The organism is Pseudomonas triclosanedens (assembly GCF_026686735.1).
Classification (GTDB): domain Bacteria; phylum Pseudomonadota; class Gammaproteobacteria; order Pseudomonadales; family Pseudomonadaceae; genus Pseudomonas; species Pseudomonas triclosanedens.
Genome location: NZ_CP113432.1, coordinates 2,481,452 through 2,501,718, shown reverse-complemented (window position 1 = coordinate 2,501,718; position 20,267 = coordinate 2,481,452). Strand labels below are relative to the sequence as shown.

The following is a 20,267-nucleotide window of genomic DNA, read 5'->3' as shown; positions in this document are numbered from 1 at the left end:
CGCGTCCTGATCTCCAAGCTACTGACCCATCCCCCACCTGCCAGCCCATCCAAGGGATGGCGCAAAACCAACCCTCTGGCTCAGGCTTCGCTGAGCAATCCCAGGCTCTTGCCCTTGAGCACTGCCTGGGTCCTGCTGCGCACCCCGAGCTTGGCGAAGAGATTGTGCAGATGCCACTTGATGGTGGCCTCCGACAGATGCACTGCCTGCGCGATGTCGCGGTTCGACAAGCCCGCCGCCACCAACCGCAGGATCTCCCGTTCGCGATGACTAACATCCTGATTTTCATCGAAAGTTTCGGGATCAACGGCAAGCCTGCGGCATTGCTCGCGGAGCATTTCCGCCACCCCTTGCCAGGCTGCGGCACGCTTCGGCTCCGCAACTTTCCAGGCTTCCCAGAGCGGCAGCAGCCACAGTGCATCGTCCTGGAACAGCCGGCGATAGCCCAGATTCCACGCCTCTTCCAGCGTCGGCGCGAACAGGGCAAAAGCCTTTTCGCTGTTACCTTTCTGCCAAAACGCCACAGAAAGTAACAACGAAAGACGCAGCCGCCGGTCGCGCTGATAAGGCGAGGTATAACCCGCCAGGCAGGCTTCCAGCCGCTGCTGGGCGCGCTCGGCGTGCCGCTCGGACAGCGCCAGCCGCGCCTCGGCCATCACCAGCGCAGCCTGGGCATCGGCATAGCGCTCGGCGTTTAGCCCGGAGAGATGCCGCGCCAGTTGCAGGCAGACACGTTCCGCCTCGTTGGGCCGGCGCAGCCACAGCAGCAACTGGACCTTGCAGCTCATGGCCAGCGCATAGACGCGCTCGTACCCCGGCGACTGCAGGCCAACCAGCCATTCGTCGAGCTGGGCAAGCCCTTGCTCGGACTCCCCAGCGAAGAAGCGCGCCTTGGCCATCACCAACTGGCCCCGGCTGAGCAGCTCCACCGGCGTTGCGACATCGCGCCAGGTGGTCGCCAGCGGCAGTTCGGCGAGGATCGCGGCATGCCGGTCCTGCTCGTAGAGAATGTCCGCATAGGCCAGCGACAGCGGACCGCCGACCCGGCTGCGGCGGCCGAATACCCGCTCGACGCGGCTACGCGCGCTTTCGGCGATGGTGCGGCCGCGCTCCAACTCGCCGCGCTCCTTGCAGATCAGCGACTCGATCATGCTGACCACCACCTGCAGATACTCGCTGTCGGCCATGCGCAAGCAGTCACGGGCGACGCCGATGGCATTGGCCGCTTCGGCATAGTCGCCTAGCAGTGCGTAAGCCGCCGCCTGGATGCACGACAGGCTGGCACGGAATACCGGCTGGTTGCCCGGCACCAGCGCCAGCCAGTGACGAGCCACCTTCAGGCAGGCTTCGAGCTTGTCCTGATACAGCAGCACCAGCGCCTTGAGCACCTGCGCCACGGCCAGCAGCTCGGCCATGCCGAAGTTGCGAACCTTGCCCTGTCCTTGCAGCAGGCGGACGCTGAGTTCTTCGATCAACGCTTCAGCCTCGGCGAACTTCTGTTCGAAGGCCAACTGCCAGGCGTAGAAAATCTGGAATACCGGATGCTCGCGGATCACCTCGGCGGGAATGCTGCCGAGCATGCCGAGAATGCCATAGACGCGGTTGCCGGCGATCAACTTGGAGCCCTGGCGCTCCAGCAGGTCGGCGGCGAAGCCATAGTCGCGGGCACGTAGCGCATATTTGATCGCCCGGTCGGCCATGTCGCGCCCTTCGCACCAGCGCGCCGCGGCATGCAGCAGCGGCGTTGGGTCGGCGTGACGGGCCAGGCGGCCCTGGAGAAACTCGGCGAACAGGTGGTGATAGCGGAACCATTCGCGCTGGTCGTCCAGCGGGATGATGAACAGTTGCTCGTTCTGCAAGCGCATCAACATGTCCAGGCCGTCGCGGCGGCCGGTCAGAGCGTTGCACAGCTCGGCGCAGAACTCGTCCAGCACCGAGGTCTGGTCGAGGAACTGCTGCAACGACTCGGGCAAGCTGCGCAGCACATCCTCGGCCAGATAGTCGGCCAGGTCCCGCTCGGTGCCGGACAAACCCTTGAGGAACGCCGCCCGGTCCGGGTGACGGGCCAGCGCAAGCGCCGCCAGGTGCAACGCGGTGATCCACCCCTCGGTGCGCTTGTGCAGCAACTTCAGTTCGGCGTCGCTCAACGGCAGGCCCTTGAGCTCGGTGAGGAAGGTGTCGGTTTCCTCGCGGGTGAGTCGCAGGTCGTCGCCGCTCAGGCAGAAGCTCAGCGGCGCGAGCGCCGGCTCGTCCACCAGAAAGCGCGGACGGTAGCGGCTGCTGGTAACCAGCCGAACGTTGTCCGGCAGGTGTTCGATCAGGTAGCGCGCGCCGTGGGCCAGCGCCGGGTGCCGGATCTGGTGGAAGTCATCGAGAAACAGGTACAGCGGGCCGTCCAGCCGACGCAGATCGGACAGGAAGGCATCGATGATGCCCTCCAGCGGCAGCGTCATATCCGACTGCAACAGGTTCGAGGTATTGGCACCGAAGCCTTCCTCGACACTGCGGATACTCGCCACCAGGTACTGCACCAGGCGCTGTGGCTCGCTATCGCCCTCGTCGCAGGACAGCCAGGCGACCCGTGCGCCGTCCTGTTGCAGGCGCTGGCGGAACAGACTGAGCGCTGTACTCTTGCCGAACCCGGCTGGCGCGCTGAGCACCAGCACACGCTGCTGGCGAGCAGCGTAGAGTCGATCGATCAGGGCCCGGCGCGGCAGCAGTGAATCGCTGTCGGTACGCGGTGGGAACAGTTTGGTCCGCAGCAGCGGCAATGGCTGCTGCGGCAGGGATGTCAAGGTCGTCATTCAGAGCAGACTCAGCTCACGGGCGCGGCGAATCGCTTGGGTCCGATTGCGCACCTTCAGCTTCTCGTAGATGTTGTGCAGGTGCCATTTGACGGTGCCCAGCGCCAGCGATAGCTGTCGGCCTATCTCCTCGTTGGAGAGGCCCTGCGCGGCCAGGCATACCACTTCGCGCTCGCGGTCGGTCAGACCTTCCTCCAGCGCTTCCGGCGACCTGCGTGCTTCCTGCCCCGGCCAGACGGTCAGCAGACCGCGGATGAACGCTTGCAAGGCCGGTTGTCGTTCAGTGGATTCAAGCTGCTGCAGCAACTGGCGAATCCCTTCTCCTTCTTCGATGAAAATACTCCGCACCCCTTCCCGCTCGGCACCGACCAGGCATTGTCCGAGCAGGCTGTGGGAGCGCTCCTGATAGCCCAGTCGCTGGTAGCTGAGCGCCGCCAACAGGTCCAGGCGCAGACGCTGCAAGCCATGCCAGCTCGGCTGCAACATGCCGCGTAGCTGGGTGATCTCGTGCAGCGCTTCGCTGAAGTGACCGCGCGCCTGCAACAGGCGTACGCGGCTGATGCCCTGCACCCACAACACCGGATTGAACGGCATCTGCTTGTAGTGGCTGGCGAGTTTCTGCCAGTCGATGGCCTTCAGCCGTTGCTCGGCGCGCTTGCAGCGGTCGGTGGCGGGTTCCTGCAGGATCAGGTTGATCTCCTCGCCCACTGCCATCGCGAAGAAGCGCCAGGAATGGTTGCGCGAGGCAAGGGTCTGCATCAACCCCAGCGTGGCCAGCGCCTCCTTGGTACGCCCCTGCAGGCGCTGAATACGTGCCAGACACTGCATGCCCTGGGCATACAGATCGATCGGGTTGACCACATCGACGCGCCCCAGCGCCCAACGCAGGCGCTCTTCCAGGCCGTCGAGCTCGGTCCGGTAATAGGCGGTCAGCGCCTCGGCAATGGCCGGCAGGGCCAATGCCTGGGAGCGCTTGTCGAACAACGGCATGGCCTGCTGGCGAACACGCTCGATCAGCATCTGCGCCTGCTTGACCTGTCCCTGCTCCAGCGCCAGCACCACTTCGATGGTGCACAACTGCATGTGCAGGTAGCGACCATCGAGGAAGTGATTGCGCTGCTGCGCCAGCCCCATCAGCCGCCGCGCCTGGTCAGCCTGGCCGCGCACCACCTGGGCGAACGCGGCGATAAGCAGGATCGCGCCTTCGAGGAATGCGGAGTTCTGCCCCAACTGGCTTTCCACCTTGCGGGCCAGAGTGATGCACTGTTCCAGATCATCCTTCTGCAAGGCCAGCACGGCCTTCACCGCCAGCGCCGACAGATACTGGTCGCCCATCGGGCCACTACCCTTGTGGTCGCTCCAGAGTGCCAGCAACTCGTCGATCATCCGGTTGGCTTCGGGCAGGCTCAGCTCGGCGGCGCGGGTCCAGACATCGCTGAGCACCAGGATCGGATAGCGCTCGGCGATTTCGTCCGGCACGTGCTTGCGCCAGCGCGAAATCAGGTAGAGCTGGCCGCGGTTGATCAGTTCCAGGCCACATCCATCCACCAGGGCGGCAAGCATCTCCGGATCTTCGGCCAGGCAGGCGTGCTCGATAGCCAGAGTCGGCATATGGTGGTTGGTGAACCACAGGCTGGCATTGAAATGCAGTTGCTTGAAACGCTCCGGATCCCGTTCGCGCAGGCGAGCGCGGAGAAAATCGGCGAACAGTTGGTGGAAGCGATACCACTGGCGGTCACGGTCCAGCGGCAGGAGGAACAACTGCATGCTGTCCAGGTGTTCCAGCAGCTCCTGGCCGTCCTGGCGGCCAGTGAGGGTGTTGGCCAGGTCGCCGCTCAGGCGGTTGGCGATCGCCAGGGCCAGCAACGCATCCTGGATGTCGACGGGCAGGCGCTCGAACACCACGCGCAGCAGGTAGTCACCCACCGCCGCCTTGTCGCTGCTGAGCAGCTTTAGATCTTCCGGCGGCCCCGACTGCTGGCGCAGCCAAAGGCTGACCAGGTGCACTCCGGCCATCCAGCCTTCGGTCTGGCTGTGCAGACTGTGCAGGCAGGCTTCCTGCAGTTGCAGGCCATCGCGCGCAAGGTACTCGCGGGTTTCGTCTTCGCTCAGGCGCAGCTCATCCTGGCCGATTTCCAGGAGCATGCCCTTCGCGCGCCAGGTGGCGAGGTTCAGCGGCGGTTGCGAGCGGCTGCCCAGGGCCAGGGTGAGGCCGGGCGGCGCGTACTGCACGAGGCGATTGAGGCCGGCGAACACATCGGGATGGCCGATCAGGTGCAGGTCGTCCAAGACCAGCAAGACTCGGCACTCGTCGCGCGACAGGTCTATCAGCAGGCTTTCCATCACCGCCACCACCGGCACGCGCATGGTGTTCTGCACATACCCCAGCGCGTCCTCACCGGTGCCGGGCACCGCAGTGGACAGCGCCTGGATCAGCTTCAGGCAGAAACGGCCCGGATCGTCATCCTGGGCTTCGAGAGAAATCCAGGCAACGTCATAGCCTTGCAGTTCACGCGTCCGGGCCAGTGCCGCCAGCGCGGTGGTCTTGCCAAATCCGGCTGGCGCGGTAAAAGACAGGACTGAGGCGTAAGGATGACGATCCAGAGCATTCTGGATCCGGGGACGAATCAAATAATCAGCAGGCACCTGGGGGGGTGTTAATCTGGAGCGCAGAAGGCTGCCGGCTGCGGGTTCGAGCACTACATCCACGGCCTGTATCCCTGTGTCATTATCATTGTGGTACGGGGCACGCTCCCCGCGGGATAATTCAATTCTTAACAGAATGCGTTTCCTACGTAAACTGAAGAAATGGCTCTAGGATCGACGCTTCAGGCGATCCAAAATCTTCCATCCGCCTTGCACGTTCTCACTCATGCCTCACTGTTCCATACACCCTCTTCCCTATCAGGAAGACCCTGGTGACCGCTTCGCTCTGATCCACCGCGCACCCGGCGCCGTTCTGCTGGACGCCGGCCGCCCCGTTGCCACTCGTGGACGCTATGACCTTCTGAGCGCCTGGCCATTGGCAGAACTGGCGCCAACCGCCGACGAATCGGCCAAGAGCTTTTTCGCCCGAGTACGAGGCGCGTTGCAGAGCCTGGGCGAAGTTCAGGCTCCTGAATACCTGGAACTGCCATTCGTCGGAGGAATGATCGGGTATCTCGCCTATGATTTCGGTCGCCGCATCGAGCGCCTGGCCGCGCCCGCTCTCGACGACCTCGACCTGCCCGATGCCTGCCTCGGCCTCTATGCCTGGGCGCTGGTCACGGACCATCAGGTGCGCAGCAGCCAACTGGTCTTCCACCCGGCGCTTGCGCACAGCGAGCGGCAACGCCTGATTACCCTGTTCAGCGAGGCCCCGCAGACCCAGCCGCTAGCGCCTTTTCGTCTCGCCGCGCCGTTCCGCCCCGATCTCGCACACGAGCAATACCGCGACGCGCTGGAGCGCGTGCATCGGTACATCCTCGAAGGCGACTGCTACCAGGTGAACTATACCCAGCGCTTCCGCGCTTCCTGCAGCGGCTCGCCCTGGCTGGCCTACCGGGCACTGCGCAAGGCCTGCCCGACGCCCTTCGCCGGCTACCTGGCGCTGGAGGAAGGCGCGGTGCTGAGTCTGTCGCCGGAACGCTTCCTCCAGCTTCACGGGCGCCAGGTGGAAACCCGGCCGATCAAGGGCACCCGACCGCGCGGCGCCACGCAGGAGGCTGATCGGGCGAACGCCGATGCGCTACTGGCCAGCGAAAAGGACCGCGCCGAGAATCTGATGATCGTCGACCTGCTGCGCAATGACCTCGGTCGCAGTTGTCGCCCTGGCAGTGTGAAGGTGCCGGAACTGTTCGCCCTGGAGACTTACCCCAACGTCCATCACCTGGTCAGCAGCGTCAGCGGCGAGCTGGCGCCGGGCAAGGACGCCCTGGACCTGCTCGAAGGCAGCTTCCCCGGCGGCTCGATCACCGGCGCGCCCAAGGTGCGGGCCATGCAGATCGTCGACGAGCTGGAGCCGACCCGACGCAGCATCTATTGCGGCAGCCTGCTGTACCTGGATGTGCGCGGCGAGATGGACAGCTCAATCACCATCCGCACCCTGCTGGTCAAGGACGGCCAGGTCAGTTGCTGGGGGGGCGGCGGCATCGTCGCCGACTCGGACTGGCAGGAGGAGTACGCAGAGTCGCTGACCAAGGTAGGAGTGCTGCTGCGAACGCTGGAGAGCCTGTAAATCGTGGCAGTGGACGAGACCCGCTCCTGCAAGGCATCGCCTGCCGGAGTTGATCGCCAGCCGCACCCCCGCAATTTAGTCGTGGGGTAACCGCCAGAAAGAAAAAGCCCCGCATCGCGGGGCTCTTTCTTCACAGCCGGTGTTACAGACTGAGCTGACGGTTGGACGCCTTGAGGAATTCCTTCTTCAGATCCTCATAGGTGTGCACGGCCGGGAACTGCGGGAACTCGCGAATCACATTGTCCGGCGCGTGGAACAGAATGCCGGCGTGAGCTTCGGAGAGCATGGTGGTGTCGTTGTACGAGTCGCCCGCGGCGATCACACGGTAGTACAGGCTCTTGAAGGCAATGACCGACTGACGTTTGGGATCTTTCTGACGCAGTTGGTAGCCGACCACGCGGTCGGTTTCGTCTGTGATCAGCTTGTGGCACAGCAGCGTCGGGAAACCGAGCTGGCGCATCAGCGGCTGAGAGAACTCATAGAAAGTATCGGAGAGGATCACCACCTGGAAGCGCTCGCGCAGCCAATCGACGAACTCCACCGCGCCTTCCAGCGGCTTGAGGGTGGCGATCACTTCCTGGATGTCGGACAGCTTCAGACCATGCTCGTCCAGGATGCGCAGGCGCTGTTTCATCAGCACGTCGTAATCCGGAATGTCGCGGGTCGTCGCCTTGAGCGCTTCGATACCGGTTTTTTCAGCGAAGGCGATCCAGATTTCCGGAACCAGAACCCCTTCCAGGTCGAGACAGGCGATTTCCACGAACGATTTCCCCGCAGGATTGACTTGAGAGGCGGCACTCTAGCCGCTCGCTCGGGGCGGTGCAACGCGGCGCTTATATTCAAAGAACACAGTGATGCTTCCTGATGGTTATTTAGGGGCATATCCGCCTCTTTGATACCATCCCGGCCACAGAGCGCCCCGCGCCACTAAAACTAGGAATACCGCCTGATGAGCCATCCGTTCGATGTCGCGGAGATCGCCGCGAGCCTTGCCAGCAAATCCCCCCAGGACGTCCTCAAGCTCGCTTTCGAGCACTTTGGCGACGATCTCTGGATCTCCTTCAGCGGCGCCGAAGACGTGGTGCTGCTGGACATGGCCTGGAAGATCAACAAGAACGTCAAGGTGTTCAGCCTGGATACCGGCCGCCTGCACCCGGAGACCTATCGCTTCATCGAGAAAACCCGCGAGCACTACGGCATCGAAATCGACGTGATGACGCCCGACCCGCGCCTGCTGGAGCCTTTCGTCAAGGAAAAGGGACTGTTCAGCTTCTACAAGGACGGCCACGGTGAATGCTGCGGTATCCGCAAGATCGAACCGCTCAAGCGCAAGCTGTCCACCGTGACGGCCTGGGCCACCGGCCAGCGCAAGGACCAGAGCCCCGGCACCCGTAGCCAGGTGGCCGTGGTTGAGGTCGACGGTGCCTTCTCCACCCCGGAGAAGCCGCTGTACAAGTTCAACCCGCTGGCCAACATGAGCAGCGAGGATGTCTGGGCCTACATCCGCATGCTGGAAATTCCCTATAACAGCCTGCACGAGCGCGGCTTCATCAGCATTGGCTGCGAGCCTTGCACCCGCCCTGTCCTGCCCAACCAGCACGAGCGCGAAGGCCGCTGGTGGTGGGAGGAAGCCACGCAGAAAGAGTGCGGTCTGCACGCTGGCAATTTGATCAGCAAAGGCTGAAGCCGTACCCTCGACTGACGGAAATTTCACTGTCAGCCGCACGCACCGGGAACGGACTCCCGCCTGTCTGCGGGGGAGCCGATCCCATGCGTATCACCCTGGTTAAGAAGGTCCTGGCCGATGGCCAGGATTGCCGCAAATGCCGCGAAGTCCATGAACGTCTCGAAAGAGGCGGCTACCTGGGCCGTATCGACCGCACCCTGGTGGCAGACGAGCGCAACCCTTCAAGCACCGGCTGGCTGGTCGCAGCGCAGTATGGCGTGGACACCGCGCCGTTCTTCATAGTTCGCCACGACGATGGCAGCGAGGTGGTCTACACGGTATTCATGAGCTTCCTCCACGAGGTGCTGGAAGGCCGCGGCGAACTGCCGCTCGATTCCCGCGAAGCCCTGGCCGAACTGGCCCGACGAGACGACCTCGACCGACTCTGAGGCCACGCAGGTGTCTGCTTGACGCTTTCTTGATGGCCAGACTGCCAGACTGACCGCCCCATAGCATCGAACAAGGAAGTCGGACATGTCCGATGGCTCGGAACGCATCCGTCCCCGCATCCCCGGCACCGTCTGGGCGCTGGGCTTCGTCAGCCTGTTCATGGACATATCCTCTGAGCTGCTGCACAGCCTCCTGCCTCTGTTCCTGGTTGGCAGCCTGGGATTGAGCATGGTTACGGTCGGCCTGATCGAAGGTGTCGCCGAAGCCAGCGCGCTGATCGTCAAGGTATTCTCCGGCGCCATCAGCGACTTTCTCGGCAAGCGCAAGGGGCTTGTGCTATTCGGTTACGGCCTTGCCGCGCTGTCCAAGCCACTGTTCCCTCTCGCCACCACCGGTGAAACCATCTTTGCCGCACGCCTGCTCGACCGTATCGGCAAGGGCATCCGTGGCGCACCGCGCGACGCGCTGATCGCCGATGTCTCGCCCCCCGCGATCCGTGGCGCCTGCTTCGGCCTGCGCCAGTCGATGGATACCGTGGGCGCCTTCGCCGGGCCGTTGCTGGCCATCGCCCTGATGCTCTGGCTGGCCAACGACCTGCCCCTGGTGTTCTGGTTCGCCTGCATTCCGGCGCTCATCGCGGTGCTGGCAATCGTCTTCTTCGTCAAGGAGCCGGAACACGACGACAAAGCACGACAGTTCCGCTCCCCGATTCACCGCGATGCGCTGCGCAGCTTCCCAGCCCGCTACTGGTGGGTCGTCGGCGTAGGCGCCGTGTTCACCCTCGCCCGCTTCAGCGAAGCATTCCTCGTGCTGCGAGCCCAGGATGTCGGCCTGCCGATGGCCTGGACGCCACTGGTGATGGTGGTGATGTCGCTGCTGTTCCTGCTGTCGGCCTACCCGGTGGGCTGGTGGTCGGATCGCACCGATCGCGTCACCCTGCTGGGCATGGGAATGATGTTGCTGATCGCGGCGGACCTGGTCCTGGCCTGGGCCGGATCGACCGCCGCCCTGCTCTGCGGTGTCGCGCTCTGGGGACTGCACATGGGCTTCACTCAGGGCCTGCTGGCGACACTGATCGCCGATACCACCCCAGCCGAACTCAAGGGTACCGCCTTCGGTGTGTTCAACCTCGCCAGTGGTGTCGCCATGCTGCTTGCCAGCGTGCTGGCAGGATGGCTTTGGCAGGGCCTGGGGGCAAGCGTGACGTTCTTCGCTGGGGCCGGACTGGCCTTCGCCGCCTTGCTGTTGCTGCGCTGGCGCGTCCGCTGAAATGAAAAGCCCGGCATTCGCCGGGCTCTTTCGTGGGGTGCCGCGATCAGTAGACCGGCAGCTCGATGCCTTCGAAGAGTTCGTCCAGCTCGGTCTTGTTGTGGCACTGAACGGCCTTGGCCAGCAAGTCGCGGGTCAGGTGGGGAGCGAACTTCTCGATGAAGTCGCACATGAAACCACGCAGGAACGTGCCACGACGGAAGCCGATCTTGGTCACGCTGGACTCGAACAGATGGCTGGCATCGAGCATCACCAGGTCGCTGTCGAGCTTCGGATCGACCGCCATGTGAGCGACGATGCCCACGCCCAGGCCCAGGCGAACGTAGGTCTTGATCACGTCGGCGTCAGCGGCGGTGAACACAACTTTCGGCACCAGGCCACGCTGGTTGAAGGCTTCGTCGAGCTTGGAGCGGCCAGTGAAGCCGAATACGTAAGTCACGATGGGTTGTTCGGCCAGCAGCTCCAGGGTCAGCTTCGGCACCTTGGTCAGCGGGTGGCCCTGGGGCACGATCACGCAGCGGTTCCAGCGGTAGCACGGCATCATGATCAGGTCGCCGAACAGTTCCAGCGCCTCGGTGGCGATGGCGAAGTCGACGGTACCATCGGCCGCCATTTCAGCGATCTGCATCGGCGTGCCCTGGTGCATGTGCAGGGATACGTCCGGGTACTGCTTGATGAAGCCGCTGATCACGCCAGGCAACGCGTAACGCGCCTGGGTGTGGGTAGTGGCGATGGACAGGGTGCCCTTCTTCTCGTTGGAGAATTCCTGGGCGATCTGCTTGATGCTCTCTACCTTGCGCAGGATCTCGCCGGCGGTATTGATGATGCGCTCGCCAGCCGGGGTGACGCGAGTAAGATGCTTGCCGCTGCGGGCGAAGACTTCGACGCCCAGCTCGTCTTCGAGCAGGCGGATCTGCTTGCTGATGCCGGGCTGCGAGGTGTAGAGGCTTTGGGCAGTGGCCGAGACGTTCAGATCGTGGTGCGCGACTTCCCAGATATAGCGCAATTGCTGAAGCTTCATGGAATTTCCTCGAAAGAATGTCGCGACCCGCGATCAGGAGCTTATGTTTTATAACCATATTAATGGTTTAAGGAATAAAACTAGACGTTTTTTTTCACCCTGCATGCCATTCGTCTAAAGCCATACGGAAATTCCGGGTTAGTCCGATGTGCTGTCACAATGCTTTCAGCGGTGCTGCAACATCGGAACCAGGTAAACCGGAACCTCGGCCAGTTGCACCAGCCGCCCCGCGGTGCGCCCCAGTGGCGTATTCAGCCCCTCCCCATGGCTGTGGCTGCCGGCAACGATGATGTCCACCCCCAGACGCCGCGCCTCCTCCAGAATCACCATCGGCGGATCCCCCTGAATCACCCGCACCGAACGAATCAGCTCGGCATCCTGGCGCGCTTCCCCCAGCTCGTCGCGAAACCCCTCCATCACCCGCTGCTCGATGCTGCCCATCACGTTGGTCAACCCGTTGCTGCGCATCTCATTCAGCGTTCCATCGTCCAGGTACGTCTGCAACACCGACTCGGCGAACAGCCCCAGCGGCTCGACCGCATGCACCACGTAGAGCTCGGCGCTGTAGGCGCGCGCCAGTGCTAGGGCGTGCTGGAGGATATAGGGGGCGTAGAGGCCAAGGTCGGTGGCGTAAAGAATCGATCGGATCATGCGGCCTCCTCGACTGCCTGCGCGGCGGGCCTACCAGCAGCGTAGCAGCAGAACGCCCGTCGCTCCGCCGGGACCGGATGTCGCGGCTGCTGGCTACCCGGCAGTCTGTTTCTCGTTGCTCACGCCATGAGGCACATGGCCGGTGGCGACAACTTCGCGGGCCTTCTCGCAATGACCTGCCTGATCGTCGAAGAACACATCGGCGGCAAAGGCTTCGAGGAAGGCTGCCTTGTCCAGGCCACCGAGGAACAGCGACTCGTCCAGGCGGATATCCCACTCGCGCAGCGTACGGATCACCCGTTCGTGCGCCGGCGCCGAGCGCGCCGTCACCAGCGCAGTGCGGATCGGACAGGACTCCTGGGGGAATGCCTGCTGGACACGGTTGAGCGCCGCGAGGAAGGGCTTGAACGGGCCGCCACCCAGCGGCTGGCGTGCGGACTCGCGCTCGTGGGTCTGGAAGGCTTCCAGCCCGCCCTGCTGGTAAACCCGCTCGGACGCATCGGAGAACAGTACCGCGTCGCCATCGAAGGCGAAGCGCAGTTCGCCGCTGGCCTCGCGCCGGGTGCCACCGGAAAGGATTGTCGCGGCAGCGAACCCAGCCTCCAACGCGCTTCGTACGTCATCGATGTGAGTGGAAAGGAACAGGTGGCAGTTGAAGGCTTTCAGGTAGGGATAGGGACTGCGGCCACCGACGAACGCGGCCCGGGAGATTCCCAGGCCATAGTGCTGGATCGAGTTGAACACCCGCAGCCCGGTGTCGGCGCTGTTACGCGAGACCAGGATCACCTCCACCGGAGCGCTATCGGAATCGTTATTGAGAGCCAGCAGCTTCTTCACCAGCGCGAAGGCATCGCCCTGCAGCAGGACGTCGTCCTCGCGGGCAATCTGGTACTGACGATAGGCCTCGACTCCTTCGCTCTCATACACCTGGTGGCTCTCACTCAGATCGAACAGTGCCCGCGAAGAAATCGCCACCACCAGTTTGTCGCCCAGCCCCTTCGCCATGTCTCTCTCCAGTAGGTCCGGCTCAGCGAGCCTGGTTGCGCGCGTCGATGAAGCGCAGCGCGCGGTAAAGCGCCTCGATCTTCGGCAACTCGCAGCCGGCCTGACGGGCGGCAGCCAGCGGCGCAGCATAGATCGCGCCAAGCTCCAGCGGACGGTTCTGGGCGAAGTCGTGATACATGCTTGGCAGGTAGTCCGGCATCGCATCGGTCGAGGCCAGCATTGCTTCGGGCAGGTTTGCCGGCAGCGCGTGGCCGCAGGCTGCGGCGCCTGTTACTACTTCCGCCATCAACTCGGCCACCAGAACGCGGCTATCGGGGTTGTCCATGATCGCCCGGGTGCCACTATCCAGCAGTACCGAAAGACCGTTGTAGGGAATGTTCCAGACCAGCTTCTGCCAGCGCGCCTGCTCCAGGTCAGGCATGGCGTTGGAATCCAGCCCGGCGCTGCGGAAAAGCCCGGCGCCTTCTTCGACGATCGCCTGGCGCTCCTCGGCGCTCTGCGCCGGACCGGAGTGATAGCCGATGTTGACCGCACCGAAAGCCTGGTGCTCGATCACCCCCGGTTCCGCGCGATGCACGCAGATGAAGCAGAGGCCACCGAGCAGGTGCAGGTGATCCGGCAACAGAGCCCGCAGCTCGTCTTCCACCGCCAGGCCATTCTGCAGCATCAGCACCTTCGCGCCCTGGGCCGCGGCCTGGGCGATCAGCGGCGCCATGCCGGCATTGCTGGTGGTCTTGGCACCAACCAGCAGCCAGTCGCACCTGGGCATCTGGCTGGCCTCCTCATAGGCATTAACCGGCGACAGGCTCAGGGCACCGTGCACCTGGCTGTTCAAGCGCAATCCGTTCTGCGCCACAGCGGGATACTCGCTGCGCAGCAGGAAATGCACATCGTGGCCGGAGCGGGCCAGCATCAATCCATAGAAACCGCCAATGGCGCCGGTTCCAATGATGCCGATTCGCAGATTCATCAAGGCAACTCCTCAGCAGGGCGCGACAGGCCATCGCGCAGGGCTTCGATCAGAGGTTCGGGGCGCAGGGAGGCATGGACGGCCCCCAGGAATTCACCGTCACGCACCAGGAACAGCGCCGGCAGATGGAACACTTCGTAGCGCTCCACCAGCCCGCCGTTGCGGCCCGCGTCGATCCAGCACAGGCGATCCACCGGGAGCGCCAGCGACGGCAGCCGCGCCCGCGCCCAGCGGCAGGACGAACAGCCCTCTCCGGTAAAAACCATCAGTGACACTCCCGGCAGCGCGAGCAGCCAGTGGTCGGCGTCCAGATCAGTCAGCTCCAGCGCCGGCACTATACTCAAGTTGCCAACACCAAGAAGATTGCAGTCGGAGCACTCCGTCATGCGTCAGTTCCTGCGCCACCCTTGCGACCTTCCGGTCGAACTGGTCATTCGCAAGCAGACCTTCCTGCCGCGCCAGCGGTTGCACAATATCAGCCTCGGCGGCGTGGCGTGCAACTCGCCGCGGGGTTTTCGCCGCGGCACCGCCATCGAGCTGCGTATTCCTCTCTTGGGCGACGCGGCGCGCTATCCGGGCATCGTGGCCTGGAGCCGCAAACAGGCCAGCGACTACCGTGTGGGTATCGCCTTCATCGATGAAGACACGCTGTTCCGCGCCCGCATGGTCGAACAGGCATGCCAGATAGAGAGCTTTCGGCGACAGCGCGAGCAGGAGCTGGGCCGCGCGCAGCCGATAGAAGGCATCGCCCTGGAGTGGATCGCGCACAACGCGGCGGACTTCCCATTGTTTTGCGCGGTCTGACGACACTCTCGCAGAATGTCGCGCAAAAGCCCGTGATCCGGGCATTTTCCTGCGTCAGGCCATTGTCGAGCCGGCGCCGGACCGGTTAAGGTTCGGGTTCCCCTAAGCGACTCCAATGCCTGCGCCCCATCGCACGGGGATTCCTGGCGGCCGGCACCCGTGACCTGATTGAGTACCACGATGGCTGATTTACAGATCGACGACCTTAACGTTGCCTCCAACGAGACCCTGATCACGCCGGAGCAGCTCAAGCGCGAAATCCCCCTGACCGACGCCGCCCTGCGCACCGTCGCCAACGGCCGCCAGGTCGTGCGTGACATTCTCGACGGCAAGGACCACCGCCTGTTCCTAGTGATCGGCCCCTGCTCGATCCACGATATCAAGGCTGCCCATGAATACGCCGAGCGCCTGAAGGTTCTCGCCGCCGAAGTCTCCGACTCGCTGTTCCTGGTGATGCGCGTGTACTTCGAGAAGCCACGCACCACCGTTGGCTGGAAAGGCCTGATCAACGACCCGTACCTGGACGACTCCTTCAAGATCCAGGACGGCTTGCACATCGGCCGTCAATTGCTGCGCGACCTCGCGGAAATGGGCCTGCCCACCGCCACCGAAGCCCTTGACCCGATCTCCCCGCAGTACCTGCAGGACCTGATCAGCTGGTCGGCCATCGGCGCACGCACCACCGAATCCCAGACCCATCGCGAAATGGCCTCCGGCCTGTCCTCGGCGGTGGGTTTCAAGAACGGTACCGATGGCAGCCTGACCGTGGCGATCAACGCCCTGCAATCGGTTTCCAGCCCGCACCGCTTCCTCGGCATCAACCAGTTGGGCGGCGTGTCCATCGTCACCACCAAGGGCAACCGCTATGGCCACGTGGTGCTGCGTGGTGGCAACGGCAAGCCGAACTATGATTCGGTGAGCGTCGCGCTGTGTGAGCAGGAGCTGAACAAGGCGAAGATCCCGCTGAACATCATGGTCGACTGCAGCCACGCCAACTCCAACAAGGACCCCGCCCTGCAGCCGCTGGTGATGGACAACGTCGCCAACCAGATCGCCGAAGGCAACAACTCGATCGTCGGCCTGATGGTGGAAAGCCACCTGGGCTGGGGAGCGCAGCCGATTCCGAAGGACCTCTGCCAACTTCAGTACGGCGTATCCATCACCGACGCCTGCATCGACTGGGAGACCACCGAGAAGGCCGTGCGCAGCATGCACGCCAAGCTCAAGGACGTCCTGCCCAAGCGCCAGCGCGGCTGACATTTTCGGCGGCAATAAAGAGCCGGGCAATCGCCCGGCTTTTTCATGCCCGCATGAACGGCCAGCTCTTGCCAGGCGAGTCGCACATACAAAAAGACCGGGCGGATGCCCGGTCCTTCAGTTCGCATTGGCGTCGCTCAGAGCGCGGTATTGGTATGACGCTGGCGACGCTCCAGGTAGCGCTCCACATAGGAGCACGACGGAATCACACTGTACCCCTTGCGCTCGGCGTACTGCAGCGCGTGCTCGGTGAGCGCCGCGGCGATGCCGCGGCCGCGCAGGCTGTCGGGTACGAAGGTGCGATAGATATCGAGCGTCTGCTTGCCCAGATCCATGTAGGCCAGGTAGGCGCGATGACCATCAACAGTCGTGACGAACTGATGGCTGGACTCATCGTGATGGATGGACAACGACTCACTCACTTGCTCTCTCCTTCTGGGGGCCTCACAACATGACCCGCACCTGATTGATCTTGTTCAGGCGGAGGAACATTTCCGCCGAGCCGGTCCCAAGCAGGACGGTGATATAGGCTCGGCCGTTCTCCACCTTGTGCAGTACACCCTGGTAGTAGGCACCATCGAACGTGATGAACTGCAGGCGCTTGCCGGTGTACTGGGCAAGGCTGTCGACGCTAACGAACTCATATTGCTGCGTTCTAGGCTTCGACTCAACCGTTTCTTCAGCCGAAACCCTTTGAAGATCGTTTTCCGGGGTGATTTTCTTCTTCAGCGGATCAACCCAGGCGAAGCCCAACTGAGGCAACGGTTCCTGGTTGATCATCACGTTCGGGCGCAGCATCGCAATCACGTCCTTGGGCTCGAAGAACTCCAGGCCGCCCCAGGCCATCCCTTCACTGGGCGTCAGCTCGATGCGCAGCGAACGCGGATCGCTCAGATAGCGGCCATAGGCGTCGAGTACAGGCTTGTCCAGAGCGATACGCTGCTGGCGCAGGGCGTTGTCGAACTTCTCCAGCGACAGCGCAAGGTACGCCTTCTGATCGAGACCGAGCTTGCCGCGGCAGAACTCGCTGACCCGGCGCTGGTACTGGTTGTCGTCCATTTCCACGGTGACCTGGGAAACCCGTGGCGGGTTCACGCGCATATCGCCCGGGTTCTCGGACACGTTGATCAGCGACATGGCCACGCGCATGTCCAGCATATCGCGGGTATCGCTGCGCAGATTGAAGGTGAGCTTCTGGGCGCCCGGCTCCATGCGGTAGGAAAACTCGATATCCGACTGCACGGTGCGATAGCCCATCTGCAGCAGCTCGTCGGCACCGATATTACGCACGTTGCCGCACGCTACCTCGCTCATCGCGGTGAATACGCTCTTCTCGGCGGGCACCGCATACAACTGCTGCACGAACGGACCATGCACCTGCAGCTCCACGCCCTGCAGTTCGAGCGCCAATTGCTCCGGCAGCTTGCGCTGTGCCAGGCGCTCCTTGAAGCTCAACAGCGCCCGCAATCCGTCGAACTTCAGTTGCGCGTGGGCCACCTTCAGGCTGTCGCCGACCATCGGCACCCTGATCTCGACGTTCTGCAACCCGACCCGCCCGTCGAAGGAGGAGGAAATCCCGCCATAAGTGATTTCCATCACCGGCGAAAGCGTGGCAATCGCATCGTTGACGATGCTGCGCACGGAAAGCCACAGCGACGCCTTGATGATCAGCGCAACGACGACCACGGCGAGGATGGTCCACTTGAAGAATTTCGACATGAGGCGGCGGTCCTTGCGAGAACGAGGGATGCAGGTGCGGTAGTGGCAGCTTAACAGCACCCTTCGGCCGCCTCCACGGCGGCCTCCCGGAAATGCGTACGACTCCCCACAGATATGAGGGGCCGGGGGGTGACCCACCGGTCAGTCAAAACGCTTTACGCCCAGGCTCCCCGTCAGTATGTTCTGGCCCACTTCCAATCAAGGATTACTGCCATGAGTGAGCTGATCACCTACCAACTCGAAGACGGCATCGCCATCCTGACCCTGAACAACGGCAAGGTGAATGCGATTTCCCCCGCCGTCATCGAGGCCTTCAATCAGGCGCTGGATCAGGCGGAGCAGGATCGGGCAGTGGTCATCGTGACCGGGCAGCCGGGTATTCTCTCCGGTGGCTATGACCTGAAGGTGATGACCTCCGGGCCGGAAAACGCGGTAAACCTGGTCGCCGCCGGCTCCACTCTGGCGCGCCGCATGCTCTCCCACCCCTACCCCGTCATCGTCGCCTGCACCGGCCACGCGGTGGCCAAGGGCGCCTTCATCCTGCTCTCGGCGGACTACCGCATCGGCGTGGACGGCCCGTTCCAGATCGGCCTCAACGAAGTTGCCATCGGCATGACCATGCACCACGTCGGTATCGAACTGGCTCGTGACCGCCTGCGTCGCTCGGCGTTCACCCGCTCGGTAGTCAACGCCGAGATGTTCAGCCCGCGCGATGCCGTGGACGCGGGCTTCCTCGACAAGATCGTGGCGGCCGAGCAACTGCAGGAAGCAGCCCTGGAAGCGGCTCGCCACCTGAAGAAGCTCAACATGACGGCGCACCGCAACACCAAGCTGAAAGTGCGCAAGCAACTGCTGGAAACCCTCGATCGCTCCATCGAGCTGGACCGGAAGCACCTGGGCTGACACCAGCGCAAAAAAAAGCCCGGCTCTCACGCCGGGCTTTTTTTCATCCACGCATTCGATCACGAAGACTTACTATTGCTTTTTTAGCAAAACTGATTAAGCCGAATCGGTATTTTTCAAAAATTATTGCGGATTAACCTATTGATGAACCCAACAGAACCCTATCGGAGGTGTTCATCATGAAACTCAACGTTATCGCCGCAACCATCCTCGCCGCTGCCGCCGCCATCGCTGCCCAGGCCAGCTTCGCCGAAGAGTCCTCGTTGATGCAGAACCGCATGCTCAACCTGACCCACAGCGTCCAGCAGCAACAGACCGAACAGTCCGCAAGCCATCAGGTGAACGTGGAAGCAACCTCGAAGCAGGGCTGAAACTCTCGCACCCCATCAGCCGCCTGCAGCAGGTGACGTCATGCAGTCGAGCCAGAAGCGGAAAGCCCGGCCTCTGGCCGGGCTTTTCGGGGGCGCCGACGCTGCGTCAGGCCAGTGTTTCAGCGGCCGCCACACCCTTGCGGTAGACCTCGTAGACCACCACGGTGGCCCACAGCTCGCCCAGATAGCGTTCCACCAGCGGCTTCACGTCCTTCCAGTCCAGCCCGCCCACTCCCGTCGCCAGACAGGGCAGCGCTACGCTGTTCACTCCCTCGCTCTGCACGTACCTGGCCAGCTCCTTAAGGCAATGCCCCACATTCTCCAGTGTCGCCTTCGCCGGCCGGGCGCTGCGCCCCGAGCCCTGCATGTCCTGGGTCAGCAGGTTGGCGATGCAACGCGTGCTGCCGTCGGCGTCGACACCCGACCAGACCCAGATCGAGCCGGAAGCCGGCGCGTCCGAATGAGCGGCATGTCGGTAGTCCCGTACCATCGACGGCCAGCGCTCGCGCAACGCCAGCGCCAGACCGGTATCGAAATGGTCCTGCGGCGCGATGCCGTGCGCGATGACCTGGGCCTTGCTGAGCAGAATGTCGCCTTCAACGTATCGAATCATGGGAGGTTCCTTGCCTTTGGCATATCCGTGGCAGCCTCGCGCCACCACCTGATTTTTACGTTACGCCCTGCAGCCTCCCCATTTTTGATGCGGGTCAAGCACCCATGAACACCGTACTGCTCCCGAAAGAAGGCGACCTCCCGGCGGCCTTTGCGCGACACCCAGCACCCAGAGCGCCTATCAATTTCCCTGATACTCGAAAGCAACCGGCATCGTTACTCAATCGAAATGGCGAAAGCGACACTGGGCCATCGCTTGCCTCCACCCGAGTCGTCACCATGAATCGCCAGGCCCACCGCTACGTCCGCAACGGCGCCCTCGCCGCCCTGGGGCTCTATGCCATCGTCATCCTGGTGATCATGGCGCTGGCGGCCGGCTACGATCGCGCCAGTCGCGCACCGGTGGACAGCGTCGACCGCAGCGGCCTGTTCTCCCGGATCAACCAGGCGGTGCCAGTGGCCCTGCAAGGGCTTCAGGACGCATTGCGCCCTCACTCCTGAAGCCCCCGGCTGGCGCGCCCGGCCGGCATGTCCAACACTGATCGGTTG

The 20,267-nt window shown here is 63.3% G+C and carries 20 protein-coding genes; 9 read left to right on the top strand and 11 right to left on the bottom strand.

The window, feature by feature from the left end; all coding sequences use genetic code 11:
• Nucleotides 1–80: 80 nt before the first annotated feature.
• Together OU419_RS11810 and OU419_RS11805 are read right to left on the bottom strand one after the other, a co-directional pair.
• The gene (locus OU419_RS11810) at nt 81–2,804 is read right to left on the bottom strand and encodes a helix-turn-helix transcriptional regulator (RefSeq protein WP_254473160.1); all 2,724 of its coding nucleotides are present in this window, start codon (nt 2,802–2,804) and stop codon (nt 81–83) included.
• Nucleotides 2,805–5,513 (bottom strand): LuxR C-terminal-related transcriptional regulator, encoded by a 2,709-nt coding sequence (locus tag OU419_RS11805; protein WP_254473162.1) that lies wholly within the window; start codon nt 5,511–5,513, stop codon nt 2,805–2,807. It lies immediately after the preceding gene.
• A 163-nt stretch (nt 5,514–5,676) separates the two neighbouring features.
• Between OU419_RS11805 and pabB the strand changes: the two genes are divergently transcribed.
• Nucleotides 5,677–7,020: an aminodeoxychorismate synthase component I gene (pabB, locus tag OU419_RS11800; RefSeq protein WP_254473164.1), complete on the top strand. Its 1,344-nt coding sequence runs from the start codon at nt 5,677–5,679 to the stop codon at nt 7,018–7,020.
• Nucleotides 7,021–7,162: 142 nt separating this feature from the next.
• Here pabB and thrH read toward each other — a convergent pair whose 3' ends face one another.
• Nucleotides 7,163–7,780, bottom strand: coding sequence for a bifunctional phosphoserine phosphatase/homoserine phosphotransferase ThrH (gene thrH, locus OU419_RS11795; protein WP_152222567.1), 618 nt, complete (start codon nt 7,778–7,780; stop codon nt 7,163–7,165).
• A 189-nt stretch (nt 7,781–7,969) separates the two neighbouring features.
• On the opposite strand from thrH, the gene OU419_RS11790 reads away from it, so the two are divergent.
• The 3 genes from OU419_RS11790 to OU419_RS11780 all read left to right on the top strand — a co-directional run bounded on the left by OU419_RS11790 (nt 7,970) and on the right by OU419_RS11780 (nt 10,405).
• On the top strand, nt 7,970–8,704 hold the full coding sequence (locus OU419_RS11790) for a phosphoadenylyl-sulfate reductase (RefSeq protein WP_254473167.1): 735 nt from the start codon (nt 7,970–7,972) through the stop codon (nt 8,702–8,704).
• Between the two features lie 86 nt (nt 8,705–8,790).
• Nucleotides 8,791–9,135: a hypothetical protein gene (locus OU419_RS11785; protein ID WP_254473169.1), complete on the top strand. Its 345-nt coding sequence runs from the start codon at nt 8,791–8,793 to the stop codon at nt 9,133–9,135.
• A gap of 85 nt (nt 9,136–9,220) precedes the next feature.
• Nucleotides 9,221–10,405 carry an MFS transporter gene (locus OU419_RS11780; protein WP_254473171.1) on the top strand — a complete coding sequence of 395 codons (1,185 nt, stop codon included), beginning with the start codon at nt 9,221–9,223 and terminating at the stop codon, nt 10,403–10,405.
• Nucleotides 10,406–10,451: 46 nt separating this feature from the next.
• Here OU419_RS11780 and cysB read toward each other — a convergent pair whose 3' ends face one another.
• The 5 genes from cysB to OU419_RS11755 all read right to left on the bottom strand — a co-directional run bounded on the left by cysB (nt 10,452) and on the right by OU419_RS11755 (nt 14,438).
• Nucleotides 10,452–11,426: an HTH-type transcriptional regulator CysB gene (cysB, locus tag OU419_RS11775; RefSeq protein WP_015476838.1), complete on the bottom strand. Its 975-nt coding sequence runs from the start codon at nt 11,424–11,426 to the stop codon at nt 10,452–10,454.
• A gap of 165 nt (nt 11,427–11,591) precedes the next feature.
• Nucleotides 11,592–12,077 (bottom strand): universal stress protein, encoded by a 486-nt coding sequence (locus OU419_RS11770; protein ID WP_254473173.1) that lies wholly within the window; start codon nt 12,075–12,077, stop codon nt 11,592–11,594.
• Nucleotides 12,078–12,170: 93 nt separating this feature from the next.
• A complete protein-coding gene (locus OU419_RS11765) occupies nt 12,171–13,082 on the bottom strand; it encodes a 5'-nucleotidase (protein WP_254473175.1) in 912 nt (303 codons plus the stop codon).
• Between the two features lie 22 nt (nt 13,083–13,104).
• Complete coding sequence (locus OU419_RS11760) at nt 13,105–14,052, bottom strand: putative 2-dehydropantoate 2-reductase (protein ID WP_254473177.1); 948 nt, start codon at nt 14,050–14,052, stop codon at nt 13,105–13,107.
• Nucleotides 14,052–14,438 (bottom strand): YbbN family protein, encoded by a 387-nt coding sequence (locus tag OU419_RS11755; RefSeq protein WP_254473179.1) that lies wholly within the window; start codon nt 14,436–14,438, stop codon nt 14,052–14,054. Before OU419_RS11755 ends, OU419_RS11760 begins: the two co-directional genes overlap by 1 nt.
• Between OU419_RS11755 and OU419_RS11750 the strand changes: the two genes are divergently transcribed.
• A complete protein-coding gene (locus tag OU419_RS11750) occupies nt 14,437–14,856 on the top strand; it encodes a PilZ domain-containing protein (RefSeq protein WP_254473181.1) in 420 nt (139 codons plus the stop codon). The two genes, OU419_RS11755 and OU419_RS11750, sit on opposite strands and share 2 nt — an antisense overlap.
• Before the next feature lie 180 nt (nt 14,857–15,036).
• Nucleotides 15,037–16,113, top strand: coding sequence for a 3-deoxy-7-phosphoheptulonate synthase (locus OU419_RS11745; RefSeq protein WP_254473183.1), 1,077 nt, complete (start codon nt 15,037–15,039; stop codon nt 16,111–16,113).
• A gap of 137 nt (nt 16,114–16,250) precedes the next feature.
• Here OU419_RS11745 and OU419_RS11740 read toward each other — a convergent pair whose 3' ends face one another.
• Nucleotides 16,251–16,535: a GNAT family N-acetyltransferase gene (locus OU419_RS11740; RefSeq protein ID WP_254473185.1), complete on the bottom strand. Its 285-nt coding sequence runs from the start codon at nt 16,533–16,535 to the stop codon at nt 16,251–16,253.
• A 22-nt stretch (nt 16,536–16,557) separates the two neighbouring features.
• Nucleotides 16,558–17,832, bottom strand: a complete 1,275-nt coding sequence (locus tag OU419_RS11735; protein WP_254473187.1) for a hypothetical protein — start codon at nt 17,830–17,832, stop codon at nt 16,558–16,560.
• Nucleotides 17,833–18,045: 213 nt separating this feature from the next.
• Here OU419_RS11735 and OU419_RS11730 point away from each other — a divergent pair, with 213 nt between their 5' ends.
• Both OU419_RS11730 and OU419_RS11725 read left to right on the top strand, forming a co-directional pair.
• Nucleotides 18,046–18,735, top strand: coding sequence for a crotonase/enoyl-CoA hydratase family protein (locus OU419_RS11730; RefSeq protein ID WP_254473189.1), 690 nt, complete (start codon nt 18,046–18,048; stop codon nt 18,733–18,735).
• A gap of 179 nt (nt 18,736–18,914) precedes the next feature.
• Nucleotides 18,915–19,106 (top strand): hypothetical protein, encoded by a 192-nt coding sequence (locus OU419_RS11725; RefSeq protein WP_254473191.1) that lies wholly within the window; start codon nt 18,915–18,917, stop codon nt 19,104–19,106.
• A gap of 106 nt (nt 19,107–19,212) precedes the next feature.
• On the opposite strand, the gene OU419_RS11720 is transcribed toward OU419_RS11725, so the two are convergent.
• Nucleotides 19,213–19,719 (bottom strand): macro domain-containing protein, encoded by a 507-nt coding sequence (locus tag OU419_RS11720; protein WP_254473193.1) that lies wholly within the window; start codon nt 19,717–19,719, stop codon nt 19,213–19,215.
• Nucleotides 19,720–19,997: 278 nt separating this feature from the next.
• Here OU419_RS11720 and OU419_RS11715 point away from each other — a divergent pair, with 278 nt between their 5' ends.
• Complete coding sequence (locus tag OU419_RS11715) at nt 19,998–20,219, top strand: hypothetical protein (protein WP_254473195.1); 222 nt, start codon at nt 19,998–20,000, stop codon at nt 20,217–20,219.
• The last annotated feature ends 48 nt before the right edge of the window (nt 20,220–20,267 follow it).